Consider the following 24,929-nt stretch of genomic DNA (forward strand, 5'->3'; position numbering starts at 1 on the left):
GACGCGGGGCGATAAGGCTGCAACCGGCAAAAGGGATCTTGCATGCGCACCGCCATCGTCACATCCGATTTTTTCATCATGGGCGAAACCTTTATCAATCGCCACATTGAGCACATGTTCGGTGGTGACACAGTGGTGGTCTGCGGTCGTCAAAACGGCCAGGACCCATATGGGAAACCATTGTTCACCCGCCGTGCGCCGTTGTCGTTGGGCGACAAGCTGATCGCGCCTTTTGCAGCAATGTCTGGTGCGATGCTCCACGGGACATCACGGCTCCCTTTTGGAGCCAACCGACGCCGTTTGATGCATTGGCTCCGCGAGCAAAAAGTCGATGTCATTTTGGCGGAATTTGGCACCCAAGCGTTGGTTGTTGCCAAATTGGGCAATGATATGGGAATTCCGGTGTTCACCTATTGGCGCGGCACGGATGCCAGCCGGGCTTTGGGATCGTCTCAACGGGTGCGATCCTATAAACTCATGATGCCACGTTTGGCCGGCATGTTTTCGGTCAGCCAGTTCTTGCTGGATAATCTGGCCAAGCACGGCGTGTCACATCCCAATGCGCATGTTGTGCCGTCCGGGGTAAATGTCCGACTGTTTACACCAACCGAAAAACGCCCCGGCAGTTTTCTGGCTGTCGGCCGGATGGTGGAAAAGAAAGCACCTCACGTCACGTTGCGGGCCTTCGCCAAAGCGGCCAAGGGACGTGCGGCGCATCTGACCTTCATCGGCGATGGCCCGATGCTTTCGGTTTGCCAAGACATGGCGCGCGACCTTGGAGTGAGTGATCAGATCACCTTTACAGGTGCCCTCCCCCATGATGAGGTTCGCAAACACCTGCAGGGCACAGAAACTTTTCTTCAACATTCGGTCACAGCCAAAGACGGCAATACCGAAGGTCTCCCGACTGCGATTCAAGAAGCGCTGGCCTGTGGTTGCATCACAATTTCCACCATCCACGCAGGCATACCGGAAGCTGTCGACGATGGGGTCAACGGTTTGTTGGTGCCGGAGTGGGACGAAGACGGGTTTTCCGACAGGATCACCCAAGTTTTGGACATGCCTGACCGCTCAGCCATGACCTTGGCCGCACGCAAAACCGCCGAGGCCAAATTCGACAACGCCATATTGTTGGAAAAGGTTGAGAACACCATTCTCAAGACACTGTGCCCGTCCTCAAACTCAGGTCAGGTTTAGCAAACCGCGCCCCGCATCTCTTGCCGTTTTCTGGAAGTACCAGGCCTTTGTCCGCGCAGCCCAGTGCCTCCCAAAGGGATTTCCAACGGTTTTTTCCTATGTCCGTCGCAAACATCGGTTTTGCGTCCTATCGGCCTGCCAAATCCCTTGCTTTTAATCCCTCCTTCCGGCACGTTCTGAACAAGTGTTCAATTCGTGCCGGAAGGAGGAGCCCATGGATTTCGCGCTCACAGAAGAACAAAGCGCAATTTTTGATATGGCCTATGCGTTTGGCCAAGATAATATCGCGCCAAATGCGCAAAAATGGGAAGCCGAGGGCACCATTCCAAAGGAGCTGTGGCCTGAGATTGCCGCACTTGGATTTGGCGGCCTTTATGTATCCGAAGAGAGCGGTGGATCAGCCCTGACGCGCCTTGATGCCACATTGGTTTTCGAAGCTTTGTCAATGGCTTGCCCCTCGGTTTCGGCCTTTCTTTCGATCCACAATATGTGTGCAAAGATGATCGACGCTTTTGGGTCAGATGAACTGAAATCACGGATATTGCCCAAGGCGATGACGATGGAAACGGTGTTGGCCTACTGCCTCACCGAACCGGGATCGGGCTCTGACGCCGCTGCCCTGAAAACCCGTGCCGAGAAAAGCAACGAAGGCTACCGCCTGACCGGAACCAAGGCCTTTATCTCGGGCGGTGGATATTCCGACGCCTATGTTGTGATGTGTCGCACCGGCGAAGACGGCCCCAAAGGTGTGTCGACAGTTGTCGTTGAAGATGGGGCCGAGGGCCTCAGCTTTGGGGCAAATGAACGCAAAATGGGGTGGCAGTCTCAGCCGACCGCGCAGGTGCAATTCGACAACTGTCTGACCGACATCAATAACCTTGTGGGCGAAGAAGGTCAGGGCTTTAAATATGCCATGGCAGGTCTTGACGGTGGGCGGTTAAACATCTCGGCTTGCTCGCTTGGGGCTGCACAGGCTGGTCTGAACGCCACATTGCAATACATGTCTGAACGCAAGGCCTTTGGCAAAAGCATTGACCAGTTTCAGGCCTTGCAATTCCGTCTGGCGGATATGGAGATCGAACTCCAAGCGGCACGGGTGTTCTTGCGCCAAGCCGCTTGGAAGTTAGACACCGGTGCACCGGATGCAACCGCACATTGCGCCATGGCCAAGAAGTTTGTGACTGAAGCCGGTTCCAAAATTGTGGATCAATGTCTGCAATTACATGGGGGTTACGGGTATTTGGCCGATTACGGCATCGAAAAGCTGGTCCGCGATCTGAGGGTTCACCAAATCCTTGAAGGCACGAATGAAATCATGCGCTTGATCGTTGCCCGCAACTTGCTGGCTCGCTGAGAGCCAGGATCGAGCTAAAGGTTCGGTAAACGGAAAATGCAAAACGCGTTCGCGCGTTTTCCACCATTTCAACAGAGCTTGGGGCGAAAACATGTCCGATATCCACATTCGCAAGGAAGGCCGCGCCGGCCGTATCACCTTGACCCGGCCAAAGGCTTTAAATGCCCTGTCCTACGACATGTGCATCGCACTTGAGCGGGCAATTGACCTGTGGCGCGCGGACGATCGTGTCGATTTGGTTGTCATCGATGCAGAAGGCCCCAAAGCCTTTTGCGCCGGGGGCGACATTGCGGAAATGTACCGAACTGGGATCGCCGGAGACTTTGGGTTTGGCCGCAAATTTTGGCGCGATGAATATCGTATGAATGCCAAAATGGCGGAATACCCAAAACCCATCGTCAGCTTCCTTCAGGGATTCACCATGGGCGGCGGCGTTGGAGTTGGCTGCCATGGCGGCTATCGCATTGTCGGTGAAAGCAGTCAGATCGCCATGCCCGAATGCGGTATTGGCCTCATCCCGGACGTAGGGGGCACTTACTTGTTGTCGCGCGCGCCGGGTCGTTTGGGGGAATATGTCGGATTGACCGCCGCCCGTATGAGCGCAAGCGATGCCATCTATGCAGGATTCGCCGATTTCTACGCGCCAGAGGACCGTTGGGAGAGTATCAAAGCCACTTTGATCGAAACCGGGGACGTGAACACGATCCGCAATCAAACTGCTCTCCCGCCCGAGAGCGCGCTGGCGGCACAGCAATCTGAGATCGATGCCTTGTTCGCTGGCGAAAGCTCTTTGGACATCCGGAATTTGCTTCAAAACAGCAGCGGAGAGCTTGCTGAAAAAGCTCTCAAAGCCTTTACGCGCAATTCACCGCTCTCCATGGCTTTGACCATTGAAATGATTCACCGGCTGCGTGGCCCGAGCCTGACCATTCGCAAAGCGCTTGAAATGGAATACCGTGTGAGCCATCGGATTATGGAGCATGGCGATTTCCTGGAGGGGGTACGCGCCGCAATCATCGACAAGGACAAATCTCCTAAATGGCAGTTCGCCACCGGAGATGTCCCCGCTGTGACAGTATCTAAAATGCTGTTACCGCTGGGAAAAGACGCCTTGGATTTCAAGGAGGATGGAATGAAAATCGGATTTATCGGCCTGGGAAATATGGGCGGACCAATGGCGGTCAACCTTGCCAAAGCTGGCCATGATGTCACCGGGTTTGACGTCGCTGGGGTTACGGCTGACGGAGCAACTGTCGCGGCGTCGGCCGTCGAGGCCGCAACCGATGCAGACGTGGTCATCACGATGCTGCCCAATGGGGGCATTTTGCGCGCGGTTGCCAATGAGGTCATTCCAGCCATGAAGGCCGGCGCAGTCCTGCTTGATTGTTCAACCGTTGACGTCGAAAGCGCCCGTGACGTTGCAGCCCAAGCCTCTGACGCGGGTTTGGGCGCGTTGGATGCGCCGGTATCTGGCGGAATTGGGGGCGCGGCGGGCGGCACTCTGACCTTTATGGTCGGAGGGAGCGACGATGCCTTTGCCATTGCAAAGCCCTTGTTCGACATCATGGGGCAAAAGGCCGTGCATTGTGGAGAAGCTGGGAATGGGCAAGCCGCCAAGATTTGCAACAACATGATCTTGGGTGTCACGATGATCGGCACATGCGAAGCCTTTGCCTTGGCTGATAAATTGGGCCTGAGCCGCGAAGCCATGTTTGACGTCGTCAGTACGTCTTCCGGCTATAGCTGGTCTATGAACGCCTATTGCCCGGCCCCTGGTGTTGGCCCTGCCTCGCCAGCAGACAATGATTACAAACCTGGTTTTGCAGCGGAGCTGATGCTCAAAGATTTGCGCCTGTCGCAACAGGCCGCCCAAGGCGCAGATGCAGACACCCCATTGGGTGAAGCTGCCACTGCGCTCTATACGACGTTTGTTGAGGACGAAGATGGAAAAGGGCGCGATTTTAGCGCCATGCTTCCCCGTTTTGAAAAGCGCAGCCGGAGCTAAAACCAAATCAAATAGCCGTGATCAAGGGGCCCTCGGGCCCCTTTTTGTTACCTGCCTTGCGCCAGATCAAATAACATTCTGCAAACAGAATGTATTGAATTTTGGGAACAGGAAAGGAAAGTCTATGTTTGAGAAAAATGTCGGAGGGATCGACAAGATCCTACGCATCGCAATTGGTGCATTGCTGATCATCGGTGCCTTAATGGGCTACGGAGTTTGGATGTGGATCGGAATTGTGCCGCTACTCACAGGCCTGACCGGGCGTTGCGGAGCCTACAAACTCTTCGGAATGAACACCTGCCCCTTGCAAAAATAGATCAAATTCGAAGGACTGCTCATCGCTCAGGAGCAGTCCTTCGTCGGTCCATCACTCCGCCGCTTCGCGAACCAACCCAAGCATCGGAGCCAAATAGTGTCCGGTATGCGACCGCGCAGCCTTGGCGACCTTTTCAGGGGTCCCAATGGCAACGACTTCACCGCCCCCGTCGCCGCCCTCAGGGCCGATATCAATGATATGATCGGCAGTTTTGACCACATCAAGATTGTGTTCAATCACCACAACCGTGTTACCCTGATCGACCAATTCATGAAGCACTTCCAACAGCTTGCGCACATCTTCAAAGTGAAGTCCGGTCGTCGGTTCATCCAAGATATAAAGTGTGCGACCGGTTGAGCGTTTCGCCAATTCTTTGGACAACTTCACACGCTGTGCCTCGCCCCCAGATAGGGTCGTCGCTTGCTGCCCCACCTTGATATATCCGAGCCCAACCCGGGCCAGAGCATCCATTTTGTCGCGGATCGTTGGCACCGCGCGAAAGAATTCCTGCGCGTCTTCGACGGTCATATCCAGAACATCGGCAATGCTCTTGCCCTTAAACTTAATCTCAAGAGTTTCACGGTTGTATCTGGCCCCATGACACGTCTCACAGGTTACATAAACATCGGGCAGGAAATGCATTTCGATTTTGATAACACCGTCCCCTTGGCAGGCCTCACACCGCCCCCCCTTGACGTTGAAGCTGAAGCGCCCTGGTTTATAACCACGAGCCTTGGCCTCAGGAAGTCCGGCGAACCAATCCCGGATTGGCGTGAAAGCGCCCGTATAGGTCGCCGGGTTTGAACGCGGCGTCCGCCCGATTGGGCGCTGATCAATGTCAATCACCTTATCAAGGTGTTCCAGACCCTTGATCGTTTCGCACGGTGCTGGCGTCTGGCGCGCTCCGTTGAGTGCCATTGAAGCTGTTTTGAACAGGGTTTCGATGGTCAGCGTGGATTTCCCACCGCCCGACACCCCCGTCACACAGACAAATTTCCCCAATGGAAATTCGGCAGTGACGTTTCGAAGGTTATTGCCGGTGGCTTTGACCACCTTAACCTTCTTCCCATTGCCCTTGCGTCGCTTGGCGGGGATGCTGATTTCGCGACTCCCGGACAAGTATTGCCCGGTTAGACTCGCAGGGTCATTGGTCACTTCATCGGGGGTCCCTTTGGAGACAACTTGCCCACCATGCACCCCGGCCCCCGGCCCAATATCAAACACATAATCGGCTTCGCGGATCGCTTCTTCATCGTGTTCAACAACAATCACCGTATTACCCTGATCCCTCAGGTTTTTCAGGGTGTCGAGCAGACGGGTATTATCACGTTGATGCAAACCGATGGACGGTTCATCAAGCACATAAAGCACCCCGGTCAAGCCCGATCCAATTTGGCTGGCCAGACGAATGCGCTGGCTTTCGCCCCCCGAAAGCGTGCCTGAATTGCGCGAGAGCGTCAGGTATTCAAGCCCGACGTTGTTCAAAAATCCAAGCCGCTCCCGAATTTCCTTGAGGATCGCGCGGGCGATTTCGTTTTTCTGCGGTGTCAGAGTGTCGGGCACCGTATTGCACCAATGAAACGCCTCTTTTATCGACATTTCAACAACTTGCCCGACATGCAAATCGGCAATTTTTACGGCCAGAGCTTCGGGGCGCAGGCGAAAACCTCCGCAAGACCCACACGGACGATTGTTTTGGTAACGCTCAAACTCTTCTCGGATCCAATTGCTATCCGTTTCACGGTAGCGGCGTTCCATATTGGGGATCACCCCTTCGAACACCCGCTTCACCTCGTAAACGCGCCCGCCTTCGTCATAGCGAAATTGGATTTCTTCATCGCCAGACCCATAGAGAAAGACCTGCTGCACATGGGCAGGCAAATCCTTCCAACGCGACTTCTTGTCAAACTCATAGTGTTTTGCAATCGCATCAATTGTCTGGAGGAAATAGGGCGATTTTCCCTTGCGCCACGGAGCCAAAGCCCCATCCGCGACCTGAAGTGTCACGTCCGGCACAACCAAACGTTCATCAAAAAACAGCTCTTTGCCGAGACCATCACATTCCGGGCATGCGCCAAAGGGCGCGTTAAAGGAAAACAGCCGTGGCTCAATTTCAGGAATAGTGAAGCCGCTTTCGGGGCAAGCAAAATTCTCTGAAAAAACAAAGCGGTCCGGGTCACCGTCTTTGGGGGCCGTTTCCAAAATGGCAATGCCCTCAGCCAGATCAAGTGCTGTTCGAAAGCTATCCGCCAGCCGCGTTTCCATCCCTTCACGGACAACAACCCGATCAACGACAACATCGATATTGTGGCGAAATTTCTTGTCCAATGTCGGCGGCGTATCAAGCTCATGGAATTCACCATCTACTTTGACGCGCTGAAATCCCGATTTGCGTAACTCGAGGAACTCTTTTTTGTACTCGCCCTTCCGGTCTCTCACAATCGGTGCAAGAAGATAGGCGCGTGTCCCCTCTTCCATCGTCATGACCCGGTCGACCATATCCTGAACCTGCTGGGCCTCGATCGGCAACCCGGTCGCGGGGCTGAAAGGCGTCCCAACACGTGCAAAAAGGAGGCGCATATAATCGTAGATTTCAGTGACAGTGCCGACGGTGGACCGCGGGTTTTTGGATGTGGTTTTTTGCTCAATCGAAATCGCCGGGGACAGGCCGGCAATATGATCAACGTCCGGTTTCTCCATCATATCAAGGAATTGCCGGGCATAGGCGCTCAGGCTTTCGACATAGCGACGCTGCCCTTCGGCATAAATCGTGTCAAACGCCAACGACGACTTACCTGAACCGGACAAGCCAGTAATCACCACCAGCTGATCGCGTGGAATATCCACGTCAATCGACTTGAGGTTATGCTCGCGCGCACCGCGCACTTCGATCTGTTTGAGCTCTGGCATTTGGTCCCCCGTTGGCACGCCCGGACAAGCGTGGATTACAGATAGGGGAAAGCCCGCGCTTCGCCAATCGAAAATTCAGCACAAAAGGAGAACATACGCACACCCCTGACAAAAACCGGCATGAGACATCACCGAAGGTGCGGAAATCCCGCCTTGAGTTAACACGCAACACCGAGTTTGATCCGCGCAACACTATACACGCGGAGTTTTTTTATGTCGCTTTTGCGCACGCTATTATTGACCAGCCTATCCGTTGCAGCAATTCCCGCATTTGCCCAAGACCGACCGTCCAGCATTCTGGTATTGGACGGCTCGGGTTCCATGTGGGGCCAGATCGACGGCAAGGCAAAAATTACCATCGCCCAAGAGGTTGTGGGGGATTTGTTGACCACCCTTCCCGGCACGACCGACCTTGGGTTGACGGTTTATGGCCACCGCCAGAAAGGAAATTGCGCAGACATCGAAACTGTCGTGCAACCTGGGCCAGATACGCGCGATGCAATCGCACAAGCCGTCAACGCCATTAAGCCCAAAGGCAAGACCCCCCTGACCGATGCGGTGCGTGTCGCGGCCGAAGCTCTGCGTTACACTGAAGAGAAGGCCACGGTGATTTTGGTGTCGGATGGGCGCGAAACCTGTGTGGCTGATCCCTGCGCGGTTGCAAAAACCCTGGAAGAGACCGGCGTTGATCTGACCGTGCATGTGGTCGGGTTTGATGTGTCTGACGATGACTTGGCGCGCGGCCAGTTGCAATGCTTAGCCGATGAAACAGGTGGTCAGTTTGTCATGGCGGACAATGCCGCGCAGCTATCCGACGCCCTAACAAGCATTGCAGAAACCCCGGAGCCAACCCCGGTTGAAACCCGCTTTGTCGCGTTGGATGGCGAGGGTGGCGCCGAAATGAACGATGATGCCGCGTGGCAAATCGCTGGGCCGGATGGGTTTAGCGCCGACGGAATAGGACGGTTCGCCTTGTCACTCATGCCTGGCGATTATTCTGCAACGGTAATCCGTTTGTCAGATGAAACTCAGGCCAGCGGTGATTTTAAGGTGGCTCAGGACGATCAGACCGTCACATTGATCGTGCCAGTTGTCATCCCCACGGCGACAGTCACCGGCCCCGCCACAGCCATTGTCGGCCAAACCATTGATGTCTCTTGGGAAGGTCCCGGCGATGAGGGGGATTTTGTATCGGTCCATGCGGTGGGTGGCAACGAATGGCCCATCAACAGCACGAATATTTCTGCCGGAAATCCACTATCCCTGCGTATGCCAAGCACCCCCGGCCAATATGAACTCCGCTATCAAACGAAGCGCGAAAGACAGGTTATCGCCCGCACAGAGATTAAGGTCTTACCCGCTGAAGTGACCCTTGTGACCTCCGAAAACCCGTCAATCGGCAGCGCGATTGAGATCACCTGGACGGGGCCCGCCAACCGGGGGGACTTTATCTCAGTGGCTGATGTGGGAGGCGACGTTTGGCCGATCAATTATACTGATATCAACAACGGCAACCCGTTGGAGCTCCACATGCCCGCAACGCCGGGGAGCTATGAGTTAAGGTATCAACTGGCCGAAGAGCGGGAGATCATCCACCGTCAGCCGATCAACGTTGTAGATGCCGTTGTGTCTCTGAGCTTCCAAGCAGAAGCGCAAGTTGGGGAAACCATTAACATCGAATGGAGCGGCCCGGCCAACACAGGTGATTTTATTTCCGTACACACCGCCGAGGGGGATGTCTGGGCAATCAACGATGTGAATACCGCACAGGGATCACCGCTGCAGCTGCGCATGCCTCATAAACCCGGTGACTATGAAATCCGATATCAACTCTCAGAAGAGCGCGAAATCATCAGGCGCGATCCGATCACAATCACAGCGGCCCAAGTGAGCCTGACCGCTCCGGCGCAGGCCGAAATTGGCCAGACGATTGACGTGACATGGGACGGCCCCGGCAATCGCGGCGATTTCATCTCGGTCAATGAAGCTGGCGGGAACGAATGGCCGATCAACGATGCAAATGTCAACGACGGATCGCCCCTGAAACTGCGCATGCCCCATAAGCCCGGCGCGTATGAAATTCGCTATCAACTGGCCGAAGAGCGTGCAGTCATCCATCGAGTGCCAATCACAATTGAGCCTGTCTCGGTTACGATCACAGCCCCCAGTGATGCCAAAGCCGGTCAACAAGCGGAGGTTACTTGGACTGGGCCAGCCAATCGCGGTGATGTCATCTCGATACATGAAGTTGGCGGAGATACCTGGGCGATCAAGACCAAAGACATCGCCTCAGGCTCACCCTTGATGTTGCAAATGCCTGATCAACCCGGCGACTATGAGCTGCGCTATCAATTGGCCGAAGAGCGTGCCGTGATCCACCGCGTGCCGATCACTGTCTCTGAATAAGTCGAGACCATGGGCAAAGATGGCGGGTTATTAAACCCGCCATCCCTCTGATTTACCTATATAAAAGAGACGTTCCGTTGGCGAACAAATGCACTTTGTCCGGTGTCGTTGTCAAAGCAACGTCCTTTCCGCGGATCTCTTTGTGGATGCCGGGCAGTTTCGCGACAACCGGCTGATCACCGTGCTCGGTGGCGAAATACAGCAAGGTCACTTCGCCCAAGGCTTCGGTGATGTTCACTTTGCCAGTATAGATCATGTCCCCATCAGCCATCACAAAATCTTCGGGCCGCACGCCGACATTGACCTTGAGACCCATATCCACATCTGTTGTGGGATAATCCGAAAGCGTTTCACCACCGCCAGCAAGGCGCACACGCGTTTGCGTACCAGTACCAATGACCTCACCGGGGATCAGGTTCATCGACGGCGAGCCGATAAACTGGGCGACAAACTCCGAATTTGGCCGTTCATAAAGCTCGAGCGGAGAGCCAACTTGAGCAACCCCCTTATTGGCAAGCACAACAATCCGGCTGGCCAGGGTCATGGCTTCGACCTGATCATGGGTTACATAGATCATGGTGCGATCTGGCATTTGTTCTTTGAGCTGTGCAATCTCAATCCGTGTCGCGACCCGCAACGCGGCGTCAAGATTTGAGAGAGGCTCATCAAAGAGATATACTTTGGGGTCACGCACAATCGAGCGGCCAATCGCAACCCTCTGACGCTGCCCACCGGACAGAGCTTTGGGCAACCGATCAAGGTATTCATCAAGCTGCAGCATATGCGCAGCGCGGTCCACCGCTTCGTCGATCTCGGTCTTGGATTTGCCCGCCAGTTTCAGCGCAAAACTCATGTTTTCCCGCACCGTCATATGCGGATAAAGCGCGTAGCTTTGGAACACCATCGCGATGCCACGCTGCGCCGGGGGCACATCATTGACCAGTTGGCCGTCGATCATCAGCTCCCCCGCTGTGATCTTTTCAAGCCCGGCAATCATGCGCAAAAGCGTGGATTTCCCACAGCCCGATGGGCCAACAAACACGATCAATTCGCCCTGTTTGATGTCCAGATTGATGTCTTTGAGGACCTCAACCGCGCCCGCATACGTTTTGCCGACGCTTGTCAGTTTCAAATCTGTCATCGCCCTCTCCCTTTATGTCTTGATACGCCGCGCCAGCGCGACGTGCCATGGCCCAAGCTCAACAGTGCCCGTTTGCGGCACGGTTTGGCTCAGCTCTCCACCAACCGTTTCCCATGTACCGGTCGGCAATGTGACCTCAGCAGTGTTGTTGCTGAGATTAAAGGCGCAGAAAATCTCCTCCCCCGCCTCCGATCGTTGAAACGCCACAATATCGCCAGAGGCTTTGAGACCGCTCATCACGCCCTTTGACAAAGCGCGATGCGCATGTCGCAGCGCAATCGCCCGACGATAATGATGCAACAAAGCCGCTGAATCATTTTCTTGTTCTGCCACGGAATGTTTGAGGTGCTTAGGAGCAACCGGCAGCCATGGGGTGTTGTCAGAGAACCCCCCGAAACTGTTTGATTTTTCCCAAACCATTGGTGTGCGGCAACCATCGCGCCCTTTGAACTCTGGCCAGAATTCAATGCCATAAGGATCCTGCAGTTCTTCGAACCCGACTTCAGCCTCTTCCAGGCCCAATTCTTCGCCCTGATAAAGACAAGCAGAGCCGCGCAGACACATTAGCAAGGTTGCAAAGGCCCTTTGCGCATCCTCGTTCAACGACCACCGCGTCGCATGGCGCACCACGTCGTGGTTAGAAAACGCCCAGCACGCCCAGCCATCGGGCGCAGCCTCATCGACTTTGTTCAAAACACTGACAACACGGTCTGCAGTCGGTGTGTCGCCCGATAGGAATTCGAAAGAATAACACATGTGTACACGATCATCACCGGCGGTGTATTCGCCCATGATTTCGAGCCCACGCTGGGCATCACCAACTTCTCCAACCGCTGCCGCAGCCGGGTATTCATCCAACAGGGCGCGAAACCGCTCTAGAAACGCAAGGTTTTCCGGTTGGTTTTTCGAATACAGATGGAGCTGGTGGTTATATGGGTTTACGCGCGGTGCGATACTGTCATCCCGGTCTTCAGGTGGCAGCGCAGGATTGTTCCGCAACTCTTTGTCGTGAATGTAGAAATTGATGGTATCGAGCCGGAACCCATCCACACCACGATCCAACCAAAACCGCACAGTGTCCAGCAAGGCATCTTGAACATCTGCGCAGTGGAAATTCAAATCCGGCTGCGAGGTCAGGAAATTGTGCATGTAATATTGTTCGCGCCGCGTATCCCATTGCCATGCCGATCCGCCAAAGATCGACAGCCAGTTGTTGGGCGGCGTACCATCGGGGTTTGGATCCGCCCAAACGTACCAATCGGCCTTGGGGTTGTCACGGCTGGCCCGACTTTCCTTGAACCAAGCGTGTTGATCCGAGCTATGCGACAGAACTTGGTCGATCATCACCCGCAGACCCAAGTCATGCGCACGCGCAATCAGCGCATCAAAATCGGCAAGTGTGCCAAACATCGGATCAACGTCGCAATAATCGCTGACATCATAGCCGAAATCTTTCATCGGGGATTTGAAAAACGGCGAAATCCAGATCGCATCAACCCCAAGCGAGGCGATATGCGGCAACCGGCGGGTTATACCACGCAGGTCACCGATACCGTCACCAGTGCTATCTTGATAGCTGCGCGGATAGATCTGATAGATCACCGCCCCACGCCACCAGTCTTTATCCGCCACTAAGGCAGAAGATTTGATTTCTGTATGCGTATTCATACTCATTCCTAGATTCCCGGCCAACTTTCTCAGCCTCGTTTTCCAGATTTCTATCCGATTTATTTCACCGAGCCGGCCAACAGACCGCGCACGAGGTATTTCTGCATGGCAAAGAAAACCGCCAAAGGCACTGCAATCGACACAAACGCCGCCGTCGCTAGGATTTCCCAATTGCCGCCACGCGTTCCAAGCATTTCAACAATTTGTGCAGTCATCACAGTGGTTTGACCGGAACTATCGATCAGGAACACTTTGGCGACCAGTAGGTCATTCCAGGTCCATAGGAACTGAAAGATCGCGAAACTGGCCAGCGCTGGGAAGCTGAGCGGTAGGATGATCTTGGTAAAGATCTGGAACTCGGTCGCGCCATCCACACGGGCATTTTCGATGATGTCACGCGGCAAGCCCACCATGTAATTGCGCAATAGGTAGATCGCCAAGGGGAGCCCAAAGCCAGTATGGGCCATCCAAGTCCCAATGTATCCTTTGCCAATGCCTGTGCTTAGATGCAGTTTCAACAGCGGGATCAGCGCCAATTGCAACGGTACAACCAACAAACCAACCACAAAAGCGATCAACAGCGCCCGACCCGGAAAATCCATCCATGCCAAAGCGTAAGCGGCGAAAGCTGCCACAACAATTGGGATGATGGTTGCGGGAATTGTCACGGTCAACGTGCTTATAAAAGCCTGCATCATGCCATCGACATTCTTGGGATCAAGCAAGATGTTGGCGTAATTGTCGGTGGTAAATTCCGGCGGGGCCGTCGCTGTTACAAACAAGCGGGTACCGCGTGTTCCGGTGAATTCTTCCTCGTTTTCCATACGGTAATGGCCATCAGCGGTGACGGTAACACGCCCCCCCTTCTTAAGCTCGGCGGTTTGACCGGGCGTATAGTCGGCGATGGCACGCGATGAAATACCCCAAACAGAAATCTCGACGTCTTTGCCCTCAAACAAATCACCTTCGATAACATACAGCCCGTCAATCAGTGTTTGGGTCTCAGGCGCAGCGCTGCGCAGTGTCAGGTTTTGTTCAGACGGGAACATAGATTTCCACCAGCCCGATGTGGCAATCTGATCAGCCGTTCGAAACGACGACACAAACAACCCCAGGGTCGGAAACAACCATAGCGCGACAAGGGCTGCGACCGAAATATGCACCGCCCAGGTCAGCGAGGATTTGGTTCCTGCAATATTATCCATTACCGCATCTCCTTACGTGCGTTGCGCACATTCCAAACCAAGATCGGTGTTACCAGCAACATGATGATCATCGCCGACGCAGAGGCTACGCCCCAATCGCTTGTTCGGAACAGTTTGTCATACATGTAATTCGCCAGAACTTGGGTTTCCCACTGGCCGTTGGTCATTGCAAACACGATGTCAAAGACCTTGAGAACCACCAAAGTGATCGTAGTCCAAACAACCATGATAGTCGCTTTGATCTGAGGCACTTTGATTTTGAAAAATATTTGCAATGGGTTAGCCCCATCAACAATGGCCGCTTCAATGGTTTCCTCTGGAATACCACGCAAGGCAGCGGACAGGATCACCATAGCAAAACCTGTCTGGATCCAAATCAAAACCACCATCAAAAACAAGTTGTTCCAGATCGGAATCGTGAGCCATTGCTGCGGCACACCACCTGAAAACCACACGTAGATGGCGTTCAGAACACCGATCTGTTCGGTGCCATCGGGGCGCGCGTCATAGACCAGTTTCCAAATCACCGCCGCGCCGACAAAGGAAATCGCCATCGGCATAAAGATTAGGGATTTGGCGATGTTTCCCCAGCTGATCCGGTCAGTCAGTTGCGCCGCCAGCAGGCCAAACATCGTCGACATGGCCGGCACGACAATCAACCACAACATGTTGTTGCGCATCGCTTCCCAAAACTTGGTCTCGCTGAACATTTGTTGGTAATTCGCCAAGCCGACAAAGGCCCCATCCGCATCGCGATCCGTCAACGACAGACGCAGCGTTTCAAACACCGGATAGGCCAGATAGATCGTCAACGCCGCCAGCGCAGGCAGCAGGAACAGCCAAGGACGAATGATGTTGGCGCGGTTGATGTTACGCCCCGCATTTGGCCCCTTTGCCGGATATAGAACGTTGTCCAAAACCCAGTTTGAGCTGAAGTAATAGGCTACACAGCCCCCTACTCCGATCGCAATGGTGAAAAGACCCAGGATTGCTGGATGCATCGTACCCTCCCTATGTGTCAGGATTCCCGCAGCTGCGATGCCACAGGCAGAGGCCTTGCCCAAACGGGTCAAGACGGGCGATGTACAAAGCTTGTACAAAAAAGCCCCGATGGCCGTTCACCACCGGGGCTCCGTGAGTGGTTTGCTTATTTCAAAGCGTCCCAGCTGGACTGAATTTCGCCAGCAACATCAGCAGCAGCCTTGCCGCCTGCATAATCGACCATACCGGTCCAGAACGACCCTGCACCAACACCGCCCGGCATTAGGTCAGATCCGTCGAAACGGAAAGTTGTCGCGCCGAGAAGAACTTCGTTCATCTTCCGCAAGGTTGGGTCACCAAACGCCTCTGGGTTCACACCTTTGTGCGGTGTCAGGAAGCCTTTGAGCGCCATCCATGTTTCGTGGGCTTCTGCGGATTGCAGGAACTCAACGAATTTATGGGCTTCTGGGCTGTCGTTTGTGATCGCCCACAAGGTGCCCGCGCCAAGAACCGGGTTACCAAGCTCTTTGCCCGCATAGGCTGGGAAGTAGAAGAAATCGGCGTCTTCGCCAACCACTGTGCCCTCAGGGAAGAAGGCCGGGATAAACGAAGCCTGACGGTGCATATAGCACTGCGGAGGTGAGGCAAACATGCCTTTGGGGCTGTCCCGGAAATCGGTCGAGGCAACCGCGCCTGCACCACCGGCAACATAGGCGTCGTTGCGGGCAAATGCGCCAAATTCTTCGATGGCACCCACGATACGAGGATCATCAAAGGCGATTTCGTTTTTGACCCAACCGTCATACACGTCCGGTGTTTGGGTGCGCAGCAGCAGGTCTTCGACCCAGTCGGTCGCAGGCCAGCCGGTTGCGCCGCCCGATCCCAGACCGATACACCAAGGGGTGCCGCCATCGGCAACGATCTGGTCGGTCAATGCTTTGAGATCTTCCATAGATGTTGGCACTTCATAGCCAGCATCTTCGAAGTTCTCAGGCACAAACCAAACCAGTGATTTCAGGTCAACTTTGTAGAAGAACCCATACAGGTTGTCCGCGCCATCCTTGCCAGGATAGGTGCCCAGATCAACCCAGCTTTGACCCGCTGCGTAGTTATCTTTGATCCAGTCGCCAGTTCCATCGGCCAGCGGCGTCAGGAACCCGCGCGACGCCATGTCTGCTGCCAGACCGGGCTGTGGGAAGACGGCGATGTTGGGGGCTGACCCTGATTCCGCGTCAATAATGATCTGCGTCTCAAAGCTGTCAGAGCCGACATAGCTGACTTCGATGCCTGACTGCTCACGGAAAACATCCAGAACTTTCTGCACGTTCTCTTCGTCTGCCCCAAGCCATGGGCCAGAAATGGTCAACTGCTCAGCACCCGCCGACCCTGCGATCAGCGCAGCCGCAGCCGCACCTAGGTAAAATGATTTCCTCATGGACGATCCTCCCGGTTGATCACGCCGCGATGGGCGCGTGTCCTCACTCATACGCTTTGGCGGCCAAAGTTGCATTTCGCAGCCATCCTCAAAGCGCTTTGAATAACGCAAACTGGTCCGAGTCGCCCTGCCCTGTCAAGGATCAAAGCCAAGTATTGTTGGATTTTTCCGCTGGGTCAGAGTTTCTGACCCAATCACGAGACTTGCAAAAATTGCATGATAGGCTTGACAAATCCGAAGCGCTTTGACCCTTAATGTGGCATGAACTTAAAGATGCTGTCAGAACACCTAAAGCTGTCTCAGACCACGGTTAGCCGGGCTCTGAACGGCTATCCTGAGGTGAGTGAAAAGACACGCGAACGGGTTCAAAAGGTTGCACAAGAACTGAACTACAGCCCCAACGCTCGGGCAAAGGGTCTTGCCACTGGCCACGCTCATGTCATCGGCCACGTGATTCCCGTGTCGACTCAGCATGAGATGGTGAACCCGGTTTTTGGCGACTTTATCGCCGGGGCGGGCTCTGCTTATTCGGCCGCGGGTTATGAAATGATGATCAGCCTTGTCGATGATCAAAGCCAAGAAAAAATGTATAGAGACATCTGCGCTCGGCGTAATGTCGATGGAATCATCGTGCACGGCCCAACGATGGATGATCCGCGAATTGCACTTTTGACCGAGTTGAAAATGCCCTTTGTGGTGCATGGTCGGGCGTCCAATATTGATATTCCCTATAGCTGGCTTGATACAAATAACAGCCGTGCCTTTCGGCGCGCGACTGAGTTTTTGCTCGACCTTGGGCACAAACGCATCGCGCTGATGAACGGCTTGGAATTCATGGATTACGCCTTTCGGCGCCGCGAAGCCTATCACGGCGCACTGACCGCACGTGGCCTGCCCCTAGATCCCGCGCTGATGTGTTCCAAGGAAATGACCGAAAGCAACGGTTTTCTAAGCGCGCTTGAGATGCTGAAATTGGAAGCCCCACCAACAGCGTTTTTGACCTCATCGATGATCACGGCTCTTGGCGTGCGTCGTGCGATTGAAAGCGTCGGTTTGGTCATAGGCCGGGATGTTTCGATCATCACGCATGACGACGATTTGGGATATCTCAAAAACGGCCATGACGTGCCAATTTTTACCGCCACACGATCTTCGGTGCGCGAGGCAGGCATTCGCGCCGGCGAATTGCTGCTTGATCTGATCCGTGATCCATCGGCTGGCCCGTTGCACGAGGTTATCGAAGCCGAACTGATCATTGGAACCTCAACGGGCCCCGCGCCACGCGGCACAAACCCTTAAAGTAGAGAATTAACATGCAGTTTCAGCGCTCTGATTTCCCAGAGGATTTCCTCTTTGGGGTTGCAACCTCAAGCTACCAGATCGAAGGCCATGGCTTTGGCGGTGCGGGCCGCACCCATTGGGATGATTTCGCCGCAACTCCGGGCAATGTCGTGCGCGCTGAACATGGTGCGCGGGCCTGTGACCATTATCATCGCTATGAGGAAGACCTCGATCTGGTTCAGGCGGCGGGGTTCGACTGCTATCGCTTTTCGACATCCTGGGCACGGGTCATGCCTGACGGGAAAACCCCAAATCAAGAGGGATTAGATTTTTACGACCGGCTGACGGATGCGATGCTGGAACGCGGCATCAAACCTTGCGCCACTTTATACCATTGGGAATTGCCCTCGCCGCTGGCTGATCTTGGGGGCTGGCGCAACGGCGACATTGCCAAATGGTTTGGTGATTATACCGAAACCATCATGGGCCGGGTCGGCGACCGGATGTATTCTGTTGCACCGATCAATGAGCCGTGGTGTGTCGCTTGGCTCAGCCACTTCCTCGGCCATCATGCCCCCGGCCTGCGGGACATTCGCGCCGCAACCCGCGCAATGCATCATGTTTTGCTCGCCCATGGCACCGCTATTCAGACCATGCGCGGCCTTGGTATGAGCAACCTGGGCGGGGTGTTTAACCTCGAATGGGCGTCCCCCGCCGATGATAGCCCTGAGGCGGCAGAGAAAGCCGCGCTTTATGACAGCATCTACAACCGTTGGTTCTTGGGCGGCGTGTTTAACGGCGAATACCCCGCCAATGTGTTGGCTGGCGTCGAACAGCATATGCCGCAAGGCTGGCAAGATGATTTTGCCACCATCACCGCCCCGGTCGACTGGTGTGGCCTGAATTACTATACTCGAAAGCTGATCAAGCCTGATAACACGCCTTGGCCATCTCTCGACGAAGCCGAAGGCCCCTTGCCCAAAACGTTTATGGATTGGGAGATTTATCCCGACGGGCTGTATAAATTCCTGAAACGTACCAAAGAAGATTACACCGGCGACCTGCCGCTCTTTGTGACCGAAAACGGTATGGCTGCACCGGACAAATTGACCAACGGTGCCTGCGAAGACCCTGATCGCATTGCATTTTTAAGCGCACATGCTGCGCAAATCCAAAAAGCAATCGCCCAAGGTGTTCCTGTCGGCGGCTATTATATGTGGTCCCTTCTGGACAATTATGAATGGGCTTTGGGCTATGAAAAACGCTTTGGTTTGGTCCATGTTGACTTTGAGACACTTGAGCGCACGCCAAAATCATCGTACCACGCGCTAAAAGGGGCCTTGAGAGCGCTAACATGAACACATTCACAGCCGTCGTCGCGGACATTGGGGGCACCAACACCCGCGTCGCCTTGACCCAAGGCACCAAAATTCGCCACGACACGATCCGCCGGTTCCGCAATGCAGAGAACACCGGGATCGAACCAATTTTGGCGCAGTATTTGGCCGAAATGAACGCACAGCCTGATGCGGTCTGTATCGACATGGCCGGGCCGGTTCACGAAGGCGTCGGCGAGCTGACCAATTTGGATTGGCGCGTGGAATCCAGTGCTTTGGCCGACACAACAAAGGCTGGAACAGTTGCTGTTTTGAACGACTTACAAGCCATGGGTCATGCGCTGTCACATATTGGCCCCGAAAGCCTCCAACAGGTTATGCCGGGCCAAGACGCCACGGACAGCGCGCTTGCGGTGCGTTTGGTCGTCAATATCGGCACCGGCCTCAACATCGCGCCTGTTTACCACAGCCAAGGTCAAACCACCGTCCCACCTGCTGAAGCAGGGCATATTTCCCTTTCGGTTCAGACTGCGCAAGAATTACGGCTGCGTGACTGGCTGGCCGAAAGCCACGGCACCCCCGGCTTTGAGGAAACCCTGTCTGGGCGCGGCCTTGAACATATCTATGCCTTTCACTGCCGCGAAGACGGAACCGGAGATCCGCTAACAGCGGCTGAAATCATGGCCGCCTTCGACGAGGGGCAAGACCGGGCGCTGCGCAGCTTACGGATGTTTACGCGCTTTGTTGGCCGGTATGCCGGGGACACGGCGCTGATCACCCTGCCGTTCGGCGGCATCTTTCTGGTCGGTGGAGTGATGCGACACGTTGGGCCTCATCTGCTCGACCTTGGATTCGCCGAAGCCTTTGTCGACAAAGGCCGTTTCAGCGATTACATGGCGCAGTTCCCGGTGCATTTGATGACAGATGACTACGCGCCTTTGGCCGGGTGCGCCGGTCATTTGGCCGAGAAAATGGGCCTGACTATCAGCCCGTCCCCCTAAGACCAAGCATCCCTTGCAATGGCATGGAAACCCGGCGATACCGGACGGCAAATGATATTAGCCGCCCGAGGCCTTTGCATGTCGATTACCAACGTCAAAACCAGCCCGATTGCCAATCAAAAACCCGGCACATCAGGTTTGCGCAAGAAAACCCGCGTGTTTCAGGAACCGCATTTCCTTGAAAACTTTATCCAGTCAATTTGGACCGGCATCGGAGGAGCCCAAGGCAAAACCTTTGTGCTTGGCGGCGATGGGCGCTTCTTTAACACCGAAGCGATCCAGATTGTGTTACGCATGGCCTCGGCCAGCGGCGCAGCGCGGGTCATTGTTGGGCAAAACGGTTTGCTCTCAACGCCAGCGGCCTCTCACCTGATCCGCAAACGCGGCGCAGATGGCGGTATCATCCTCTCAGCGAGCCACAATCCGGGTGGGCCAAACGGCGACTTTGGGGTGAAATACAACATTGCCAATGGCGGCCCCGCACCGGAATCTGTGACCTCGGCCATTCATGCCGCGACCGAAGAGATCAGCGTGTTTCGCATTCTTGAAGCCCCCGACGTTGACCTCTCTCTCACCGGGATTGCCCAGGTTGGCCGGATGGAGGTCGAAGTTGTTGATCCGGTGGCGGATTACGCGGCACTCATGGAAGAGATTTTTGACTTTGGTGCCATTGCCGACCTGTTCGAATCGGGCTTTCGCATGCGCTTTGACGCCATGCATGCCATCACCGGTCCCTATGCAAAATTGATCTTGGAAAACCGTCTTGGCGCGGCAAAGGGCAGTGTTGTCAACGCGACCCCACTGCCCGATTTTGGCCAAGGCCATCCCGATCCCAATCCGATTTGGGCCAAGGATCTTGTCGACGCTATGATGCAACCCGATGGCCCAGACTTTGGCGCCGCTAGCGATGGCGACGGTGATCGCAACATGATTATGGGGCGCGGCATCTATGTCACCCCGTCTGATAGCCTGGCCGCGATGGCCGCCAATGCGACGCTCATTCCAGCCTACAAAGGCGGCCTTAGCGGCGTGGCTCGCTCCATGCCGACGTCGCTGGCGGTTGATCGCGTTGCCGAAAAGCTCGGGATTGAGTGCCACGAAACCCCAACCGGATGGAAGTTTTTTGGCAACCTTTTGGATGCCGACCGCGCCACGCTGTGCGGAGAAGAAAGCGCCGGAACCGGCTCGAACCATATCCGCGAAAAAGATGGTCTTTGGGCGGTTTTATTCTGGCTCAATGTCTTGGCCGCACGTAAATGTTCCGTCACTGAGCTGATGGCAGAGCATTGGAAAACTTACGGCCGCAACTATTATTCCCGCCACGATTACGAAGGCATCGACGGCGGTATCGCCAACGACCTGATGCAAGGATTGCGGGCCAAGCTCCCGACCCTGCCAGACAGCATTGTTGCCGGTCTGCGCGTGGTGGCGGCGGATGAATTTGCCTATGACGATCCGATTGACGGTTCGCGCACCGAAGGCCAGGGCATTCGCATTCATTTCAGCGGCGGCGCACGGCTGGTATTCCGGCTATCGGGCACCGGCACGGTTGGTGCCACGCTGCGGGTCTATCTGGAAACCTATGAAACCGACGTGCTGGATCGCGACGCCCAAGAAGCCTTGGATGCGGTGATCAAAGCGGCGGATCAACTGGCGATGATTGTAAAACGCACGGGCCGCAAGCGCCCGACCGTGATCACCTAAATGATCCTGCGCGCAATCGCCATCATGGTTGCATCGATGGCGCTCTTGGCGCTCAGCGATGCGTTTATCAAACTGTCTAGCCTACGCGCGCCAATGGGTCAGACCATGTTTCTGCTCAGCACCGGCGGAACCGTTCTTTTCATTGCCATGGCCCGGATGCGGGGGGTGCTGATTTGGTCACGCGACTTTTGGCACCCGATGGTTTTGGTCCGTAATGGCTTTGAAATCATCGGCGCAATTGGCTTGATCATCGGCATCTCCAAGGTGCCCCTGTCGATCTTTGCCGCCATTATGCAGGTCGCACCGCTGATCACCATTCTTGGCGCGGCGCTGTTTTTGGGGGAGCATGTTGGCTGGCGGCGATGGGCGGCCGTTTTGGTTGGCCTGACCGGTATGCTCATTGTCATCCGCCCCTTTGGCGCAAGTTTCTCGGGCTGGGAGCTGTTTGCCGTTTTCGGCGTTTCTGGTTTGGCAGGCCGCGATTTGGTTACCCGATTGGCCCCTTCTGATATCCCGGCGCTGACCTTGTCGACCTGGGGATTTGCAGCCACCATTCCCGTTGGTCTTTGTGTGTACATGTTCGAAGACATGCCCCTCACGGCCGAGCCGATTGCATTGATCCACATCCTCGGAGCGATCCTCTTCACCACCTTTGGCTATTTGGCAGTCACAGCAGCCATGCGCATGGCACCGGTGTCGATTGTTGCCCCGTTCCGCTATACCCGGCTCCTGTTTACCACCAGCCTTGGCATTCTGGTGTTTGGTGAACGCCCCGATGGGCCGACACTAATTGGGGCAAGCTTGGTGCTTGCAGCCGGGATTTACAGCTTTCTACGGGAACGTAAACTGCTGCAAAACACCGACTGACCGCTACGATCCGCGCGTCAATCCGCCAATCGGTTCGGTTCTCGTTCTGGTTTGCAACTATGACCACGCAAAAATCCTTTCTGTTAGCGCAATACGTTAGCGCAACCCGCGGCCAAGAAGCCCTGTTAGCGGTAACGATTCCGTTGCCTTTCCTGCCCAGCCTGTTATGAGACAAGCAAATTTCAATGCCTGAGGGACCCCCCATGAGCACCATCATTGATATCCACGCCCGCGAAATTCTCGACAGCCGTGGCAACCCCACCGTAGAAGTTGACGTCACGCTCGAAGACGGCTCAATGGGCCGCGCAGCTGTCCCATCGGGGGCCTCAACCGGTGCCCATGAGGCTGTTGAACGCCGCGATGGCGACAAATCCCGCTACATGGGAAAAGGCGTTTTGGAAGCGGTTGCAGCCGTAAACGGCGAAATCGCAGAAGCCATCCTCGGCTTTGATGCGACCGAGCAGGTTGCCATTGATATGTCGATGATCGAACTGGACGGCACGCCAAACAAAGGCCGACTTGGTGCCAATGCCATCTTGGGCGTGTCCATGGCGACGGCCAAGGCCGCTGCTGATTTCACAGGCCAACCTTTGTATCGCTATATCGGCGGCACCTCGGCGCGGGTTCTGCCTGTGCCCATGATGAACATCATCAATGGCGGCGAACATGCCGACAACCCCATCGACATTCAAGAATTCATGATCATGCCGGTCGCTGCGGACAACATCCGCGACGCCGTGCGCATGGGCTCCGAAGTGTTCCACACCCTGAAGAAAGAGCTCTCCGCCGCCGGTCTCGCGACGGGTGTTGGCGATGAGGGTGGCTTTGCGCCAAACATCGCCTCAACCCGTGAAGCCTTGGATTTCATCCTCAAGGCCATCGAAAAAGCCGGATACAAGCCGGGTGATGACATGCACCTCGCCTTGGACTGCGCTGCAACCGAGTATTACAAAGACGGCAAATATGTCCTGTCGGGCGAAGGCAAAACTCTGAGCTCCGAAGAAAACGCCGCCTATCTGCAGGCGCTGGTCAATGACTACCCGATCATCTCGATCGAAGATGGCATGGGCGAAGATGACTGGGACGGCTGGAAAGCCTTGATGGACGCGATTGGCGACAAGGTTCAGCTTGTGGGCGACGATCTGTTTGTCACCAACCCGGAACGTCTGGCCCAAGGTATCGAACGCGGCTGTGCCAATTCGATGCTCGTCAAGGTCAACCAGATCGGTTCACTGACCGAGACATTGAAGGCCGTTGACATGGCCCATCGTGCCCAGTTCACCAATGTCATGTCGCACCGTTCTGGTGAAACAGAAGACGCCACAATTGCAGATCTCGCGGTTGCCACCAATTGCGGCCAGATCAAAACCGGTTCGCTGGCCCGTTCCGACAGACTGGCGAAATACAATCAGCTGATCCGTATTGAGGAAATGCTGGAAGAAACCGCTGAGTATGCGGGCCGTTCTATCCTTAAATAAGCAAGGATATATTTTGGAAATGGGCGGCCTTGCGGGGCCGCCTTTTTTGCATCCATACGAGTGCCGCACCCCTGCCCCGGGTCGAAAATGAATGAGAGACGTTATTTTTGGAAAGGGTGAAACACAGGCCGTCGGAGTTTATTTTTAAAAATGACCGATACGGAAAGCCTGCGAAACAGTTCCTTACTTTTTCTGCAATCTGACCAAGGCAGCGTTTTGCGCATCACCACAACCACGCCGCCTATCCCACACAACCTATAGCGTCACCGGCGCGAAATTTATCTCCATATTGATTATCAGAGCTCCCCCTAGCCGGATGAAAATTTGTCTGGATTGGGAGCGGTGATTAATGTAATTAGATCCAAACTTGCTACAAAATAGGGACAACGAGACCATTGTTTCAAAATGCTATAGGCTTCTATACCTTTGGTCCAAATGCCCATCTTGTCCGAAGACGGTGAAGCCAATAAGCACAGAGCACGGATAGCGAAAATCAAGAACACCCGACCGATGCCCAGTGAGACTGCCACACGACTAATAAAGATGTACCGAGCGGAATTCGGAACAAAACCCGAAGTCGTTGTACGTATTTGCAGCGCAAGTCTGGCGACCATTACAATGTGTGTCGCGACTGGGCAATGGA

At 55.0% G+C, this 24,929-nt stretch carries 17 protein-coding genes and 1 pseudogene; 12 read left to right on the forward strand and 6 right to left on the reverse strand.

Annotated elements, in window-relative coordinates:
- Positions 1–42 precede the first annotated feature (42 nt).
- The 5 genes and pseudogenes from ACRBB0_RS01540 to ACRBB0_RS01560 all read left to right on the forward strand — a co-directional run bounded on the left by ACRBB0_RS01540 (position 43) and on the right by ACRBB0_RS01560 (position 4,872).
- Positions 43–1,197 carry a glycosyltransferase gene (locus ACRBB0_RS01540; protein ID WP_431372631.1) on the forward strand — a complete coding sequence of 385 codons (1,155 nt, stop codon included), beginning with the start codon at positions 43–45 and terminating at the stop codon, positions 1,195–1,197.
- Positions 1,198–1,411: 214 nt separating this feature from the next.
- Positions 1,412–2,551: an acyl-CoA dehydrogenase family protein gene (locus ACRBB0_RS01545; RefSeq protein WP_431372632.1), complete on the forward strand. Its 1,140-nt coding sequence runs from the start codon at positions 1,412–1,414 to the stop codon at positions 2,549–2,551.
- Between the two features lie 91 nt (positions 2,552–2,642).
- Positions 2,643–3,602 (forward strand): annotated as a pseudogene (locus tag ACRBB0_RS01550) (enoyl-CoA hydratase/isomerase family protein); the annotation flags it as partial.
- Positions 3,603–3,683: 81 nt separating this feature from the next.
- The gene (gene mmsB, locus ACRBB0_RS01555) at positions 3,684–4,556 is read left to right on the forward strand and encodes a 3-hydroxyisobutyrate dehydrogenase (RefSeq protein WP_431372712.1); all 873 of its coding nucleotides are present in this window, start codon (positions 3,684–3,686) and stop codon (positions 4,554–4,556) included.
- Positions 4,557–4,680: 124 nt separating this feature from the next.
- The gene (locus ACRBB0_RS01560; protein ID WP_431372633.1) at positions 4,681–4,872 is read left to right on the forward strand and encodes a YgaP family membrane protein; all 192 of its coding nucleotides are present in this window, start codon (positions 4,681–4,683) and stop codon (positions 4,870–4,872) included.
- A gap of 51 nt (positions 4,873–4,923) precedes the next feature.
- Here ACRBB0_RS01560 and uvrA read toward each other — a convergent pair whose 3' ends face one another.
- Complete coding sequence (gene uvrA, locus ACRBB0_RS01565) at positions 4,924–7,782, reverse strand: excinuclease ABC subunit UvrA (RefSeq protein ID WP_431372634.1); 2,859 nt, start codon at positions 7,780–7,782, stop codon at positions 4,924–4,926.
- 213 nt (positions 7,783–7,995) lie between these two features.
- Here uvrA and ACRBB0_RS01570 point away from each other — a divergent pair, with 213 nt between their 5' ends.
- On the forward strand, positions 7,996–10,188 hold the full coding sequence (locus tag ACRBB0_RS01570; protein WP_431372635.1) for a VWA domain-containing protein: 2,193 nt from the start codon (positions 7,996–7,998) through the stop codon (positions 10,186–10,188).
- Positions 10,189–10,240: 52 nt separating this feature from the next.
- On the opposite strand, the gene ACRBB0_RS01575 is transcribed toward ACRBB0_RS01570, so the two are convergent.
- The 5 genes from ACRBB0_RS01575 to ACRBB0_RS01595 form a co-directional block, all read right to left on the reverse strand.
- A complete protein-coding gene (locus ACRBB0_RS01575; RefSeq protein WP_431372636.1) occupies positions 10,241–11,329 on the reverse strand; it encodes an ABC transporter ATP-binding protein in 1,089 nt (362 codons plus the stop codon).
- 12 nt (positions 11,330–11,341) lie between these two features.
- Entirely contained in the window at positions 11,342–12,997 is a 1,656-nt protein-coding gene (locus ACRBB0_RS01580; RefSeq protein ID WP_431372637.1) for an alpha-amylase family glycosyl hydrolase, read from the reverse strand.
- A 59-nt stretch (positions 12,998–13,056) separates the two neighbouring features.
- On the reverse strand, positions 13,057–14,202 hold the full coding sequence (locus tag ACRBB0_RS01585) for a carbohydrate ABC transporter permease (protein ID WP_431372638.1): 1,146 nt from the start codon (positions 14,200–14,202) through the stop codon (positions 13,057–13,059).
- Positions 14,202–15,203 carry a carbohydrate ABC transporter permease gene (locus ACRBB0_RS01590; protein ID WP_431372639.1) on the reverse strand — a complete coding sequence of 334 codons (1,002 nt, stop codon included), beginning with the start codon at positions 15,201–15,203 and terminating at the stop codon, positions 14,202–14,204. Before ACRBB0_RS01590 ends, ACRBB0_RS01585 begins: the two co-directional genes overlap by 1 nt.
- A gap of 146 nt (positions 15,204–15,349) precedes the next feature.
- Entirely contained in the window at positions 15,350–16,618 is a 1,269-nt protein-coding gene (locus ACRBB0_RS01595) for an ABC transporter substrate-binding protein (protein WP_431372640.1), read from the reverse strand.
- Positions 16,619–16,879: 261 nt separating this feature from the next.
- On the opposite strand from ACRBB0_RS01595, the gene ACRBB0_RS01600 reads away from it, so the two are divergent.
- From ACRBB0_RS01600 to eno, 6 genes are all read left to right on the forward strand, one after another.
- Entirely contained in the window at positions 16,880–17,917 is a 1,038-nt protein-coding gene (locus tag ACRBB0_RS01600; RefSeq protein WP_431372641.1) for a LacI family DNA-binding transcriptional regulator, read from the forward strand.
- A gap of 14 nt (positions 17,918–17,931) precedes the next feature.
- Positions 17,932–19,257, forward strand: a complete 1,326-nt coding sequence (locus ACRBB0_RS01605; protein ID WP_431372642.1) for a GH1 family beta-glucosidase — start codon at positions 17,932–17,934, stop codon at positions 19,255–19,257.
- Complete coding sequence (locus ACRBB0_RS01610; protein ID WP_431372643.1) at positions 19,254–20,237, forward strand: ROK family protein; 984 nt, start codon at positions 19,254–19,256, stop codon at positions 20,235–20,237. The genes ACRBB0_RS01605 and ACRBB0_RS01610 overlap by 4 nt, the downstream gene beginning before the upstream one ends.
- A 78-nt stretch (positions 20,238–20,315) precedes the next feature.
- Positions 20,316–21,941, forward strand: a complete 1,626-nt coding sequence (locus tag ACRBB0_RS01615) for an alpha-D-glucose phosphate-specific phosphoglucomutase (RefSeq protein ID WP_431372644.1) — start codon at positions 20,316–20,318, stop codon at positions 21,939–21,941.
- Positions 21,942–22,808 carry a DMT family transporter gene (locus tag ACRBB0_RS01620; RefSeq protein WP_431372645.1) on the forward strand — a complete coding sequence of 289 codons (867 nt, stop codon included), beginning with the start codon at positions 21,942–21,944 and terminating at the stop codon, positions 22,806–22,808.
- Between the two features lie 203 nt (positions 22,809–23,011).
- Positions 23,012–24,286, forward strand: a complete 1,275-nt coding sequence (eno, locus tag ACRBB0_RS01625) for a phosphopyruvate hydratase (RefSeq protein WP_431372646.1) — start codon at positions 23,012–23,014, stop codon at positions 24,284–24,286.
- Positions 24,287–24,929: the final 643 nt, after the last annotated feature.

Origin of the sequence: Pelagimonas sp. (assembly GCF_050633425.1) — a bacterium.
GTDB lineage: Bacteria > Pseudomonadota > Alphaproteobacteria > Rhodobacterales > Rhodobacteraceae > Pelagimonas.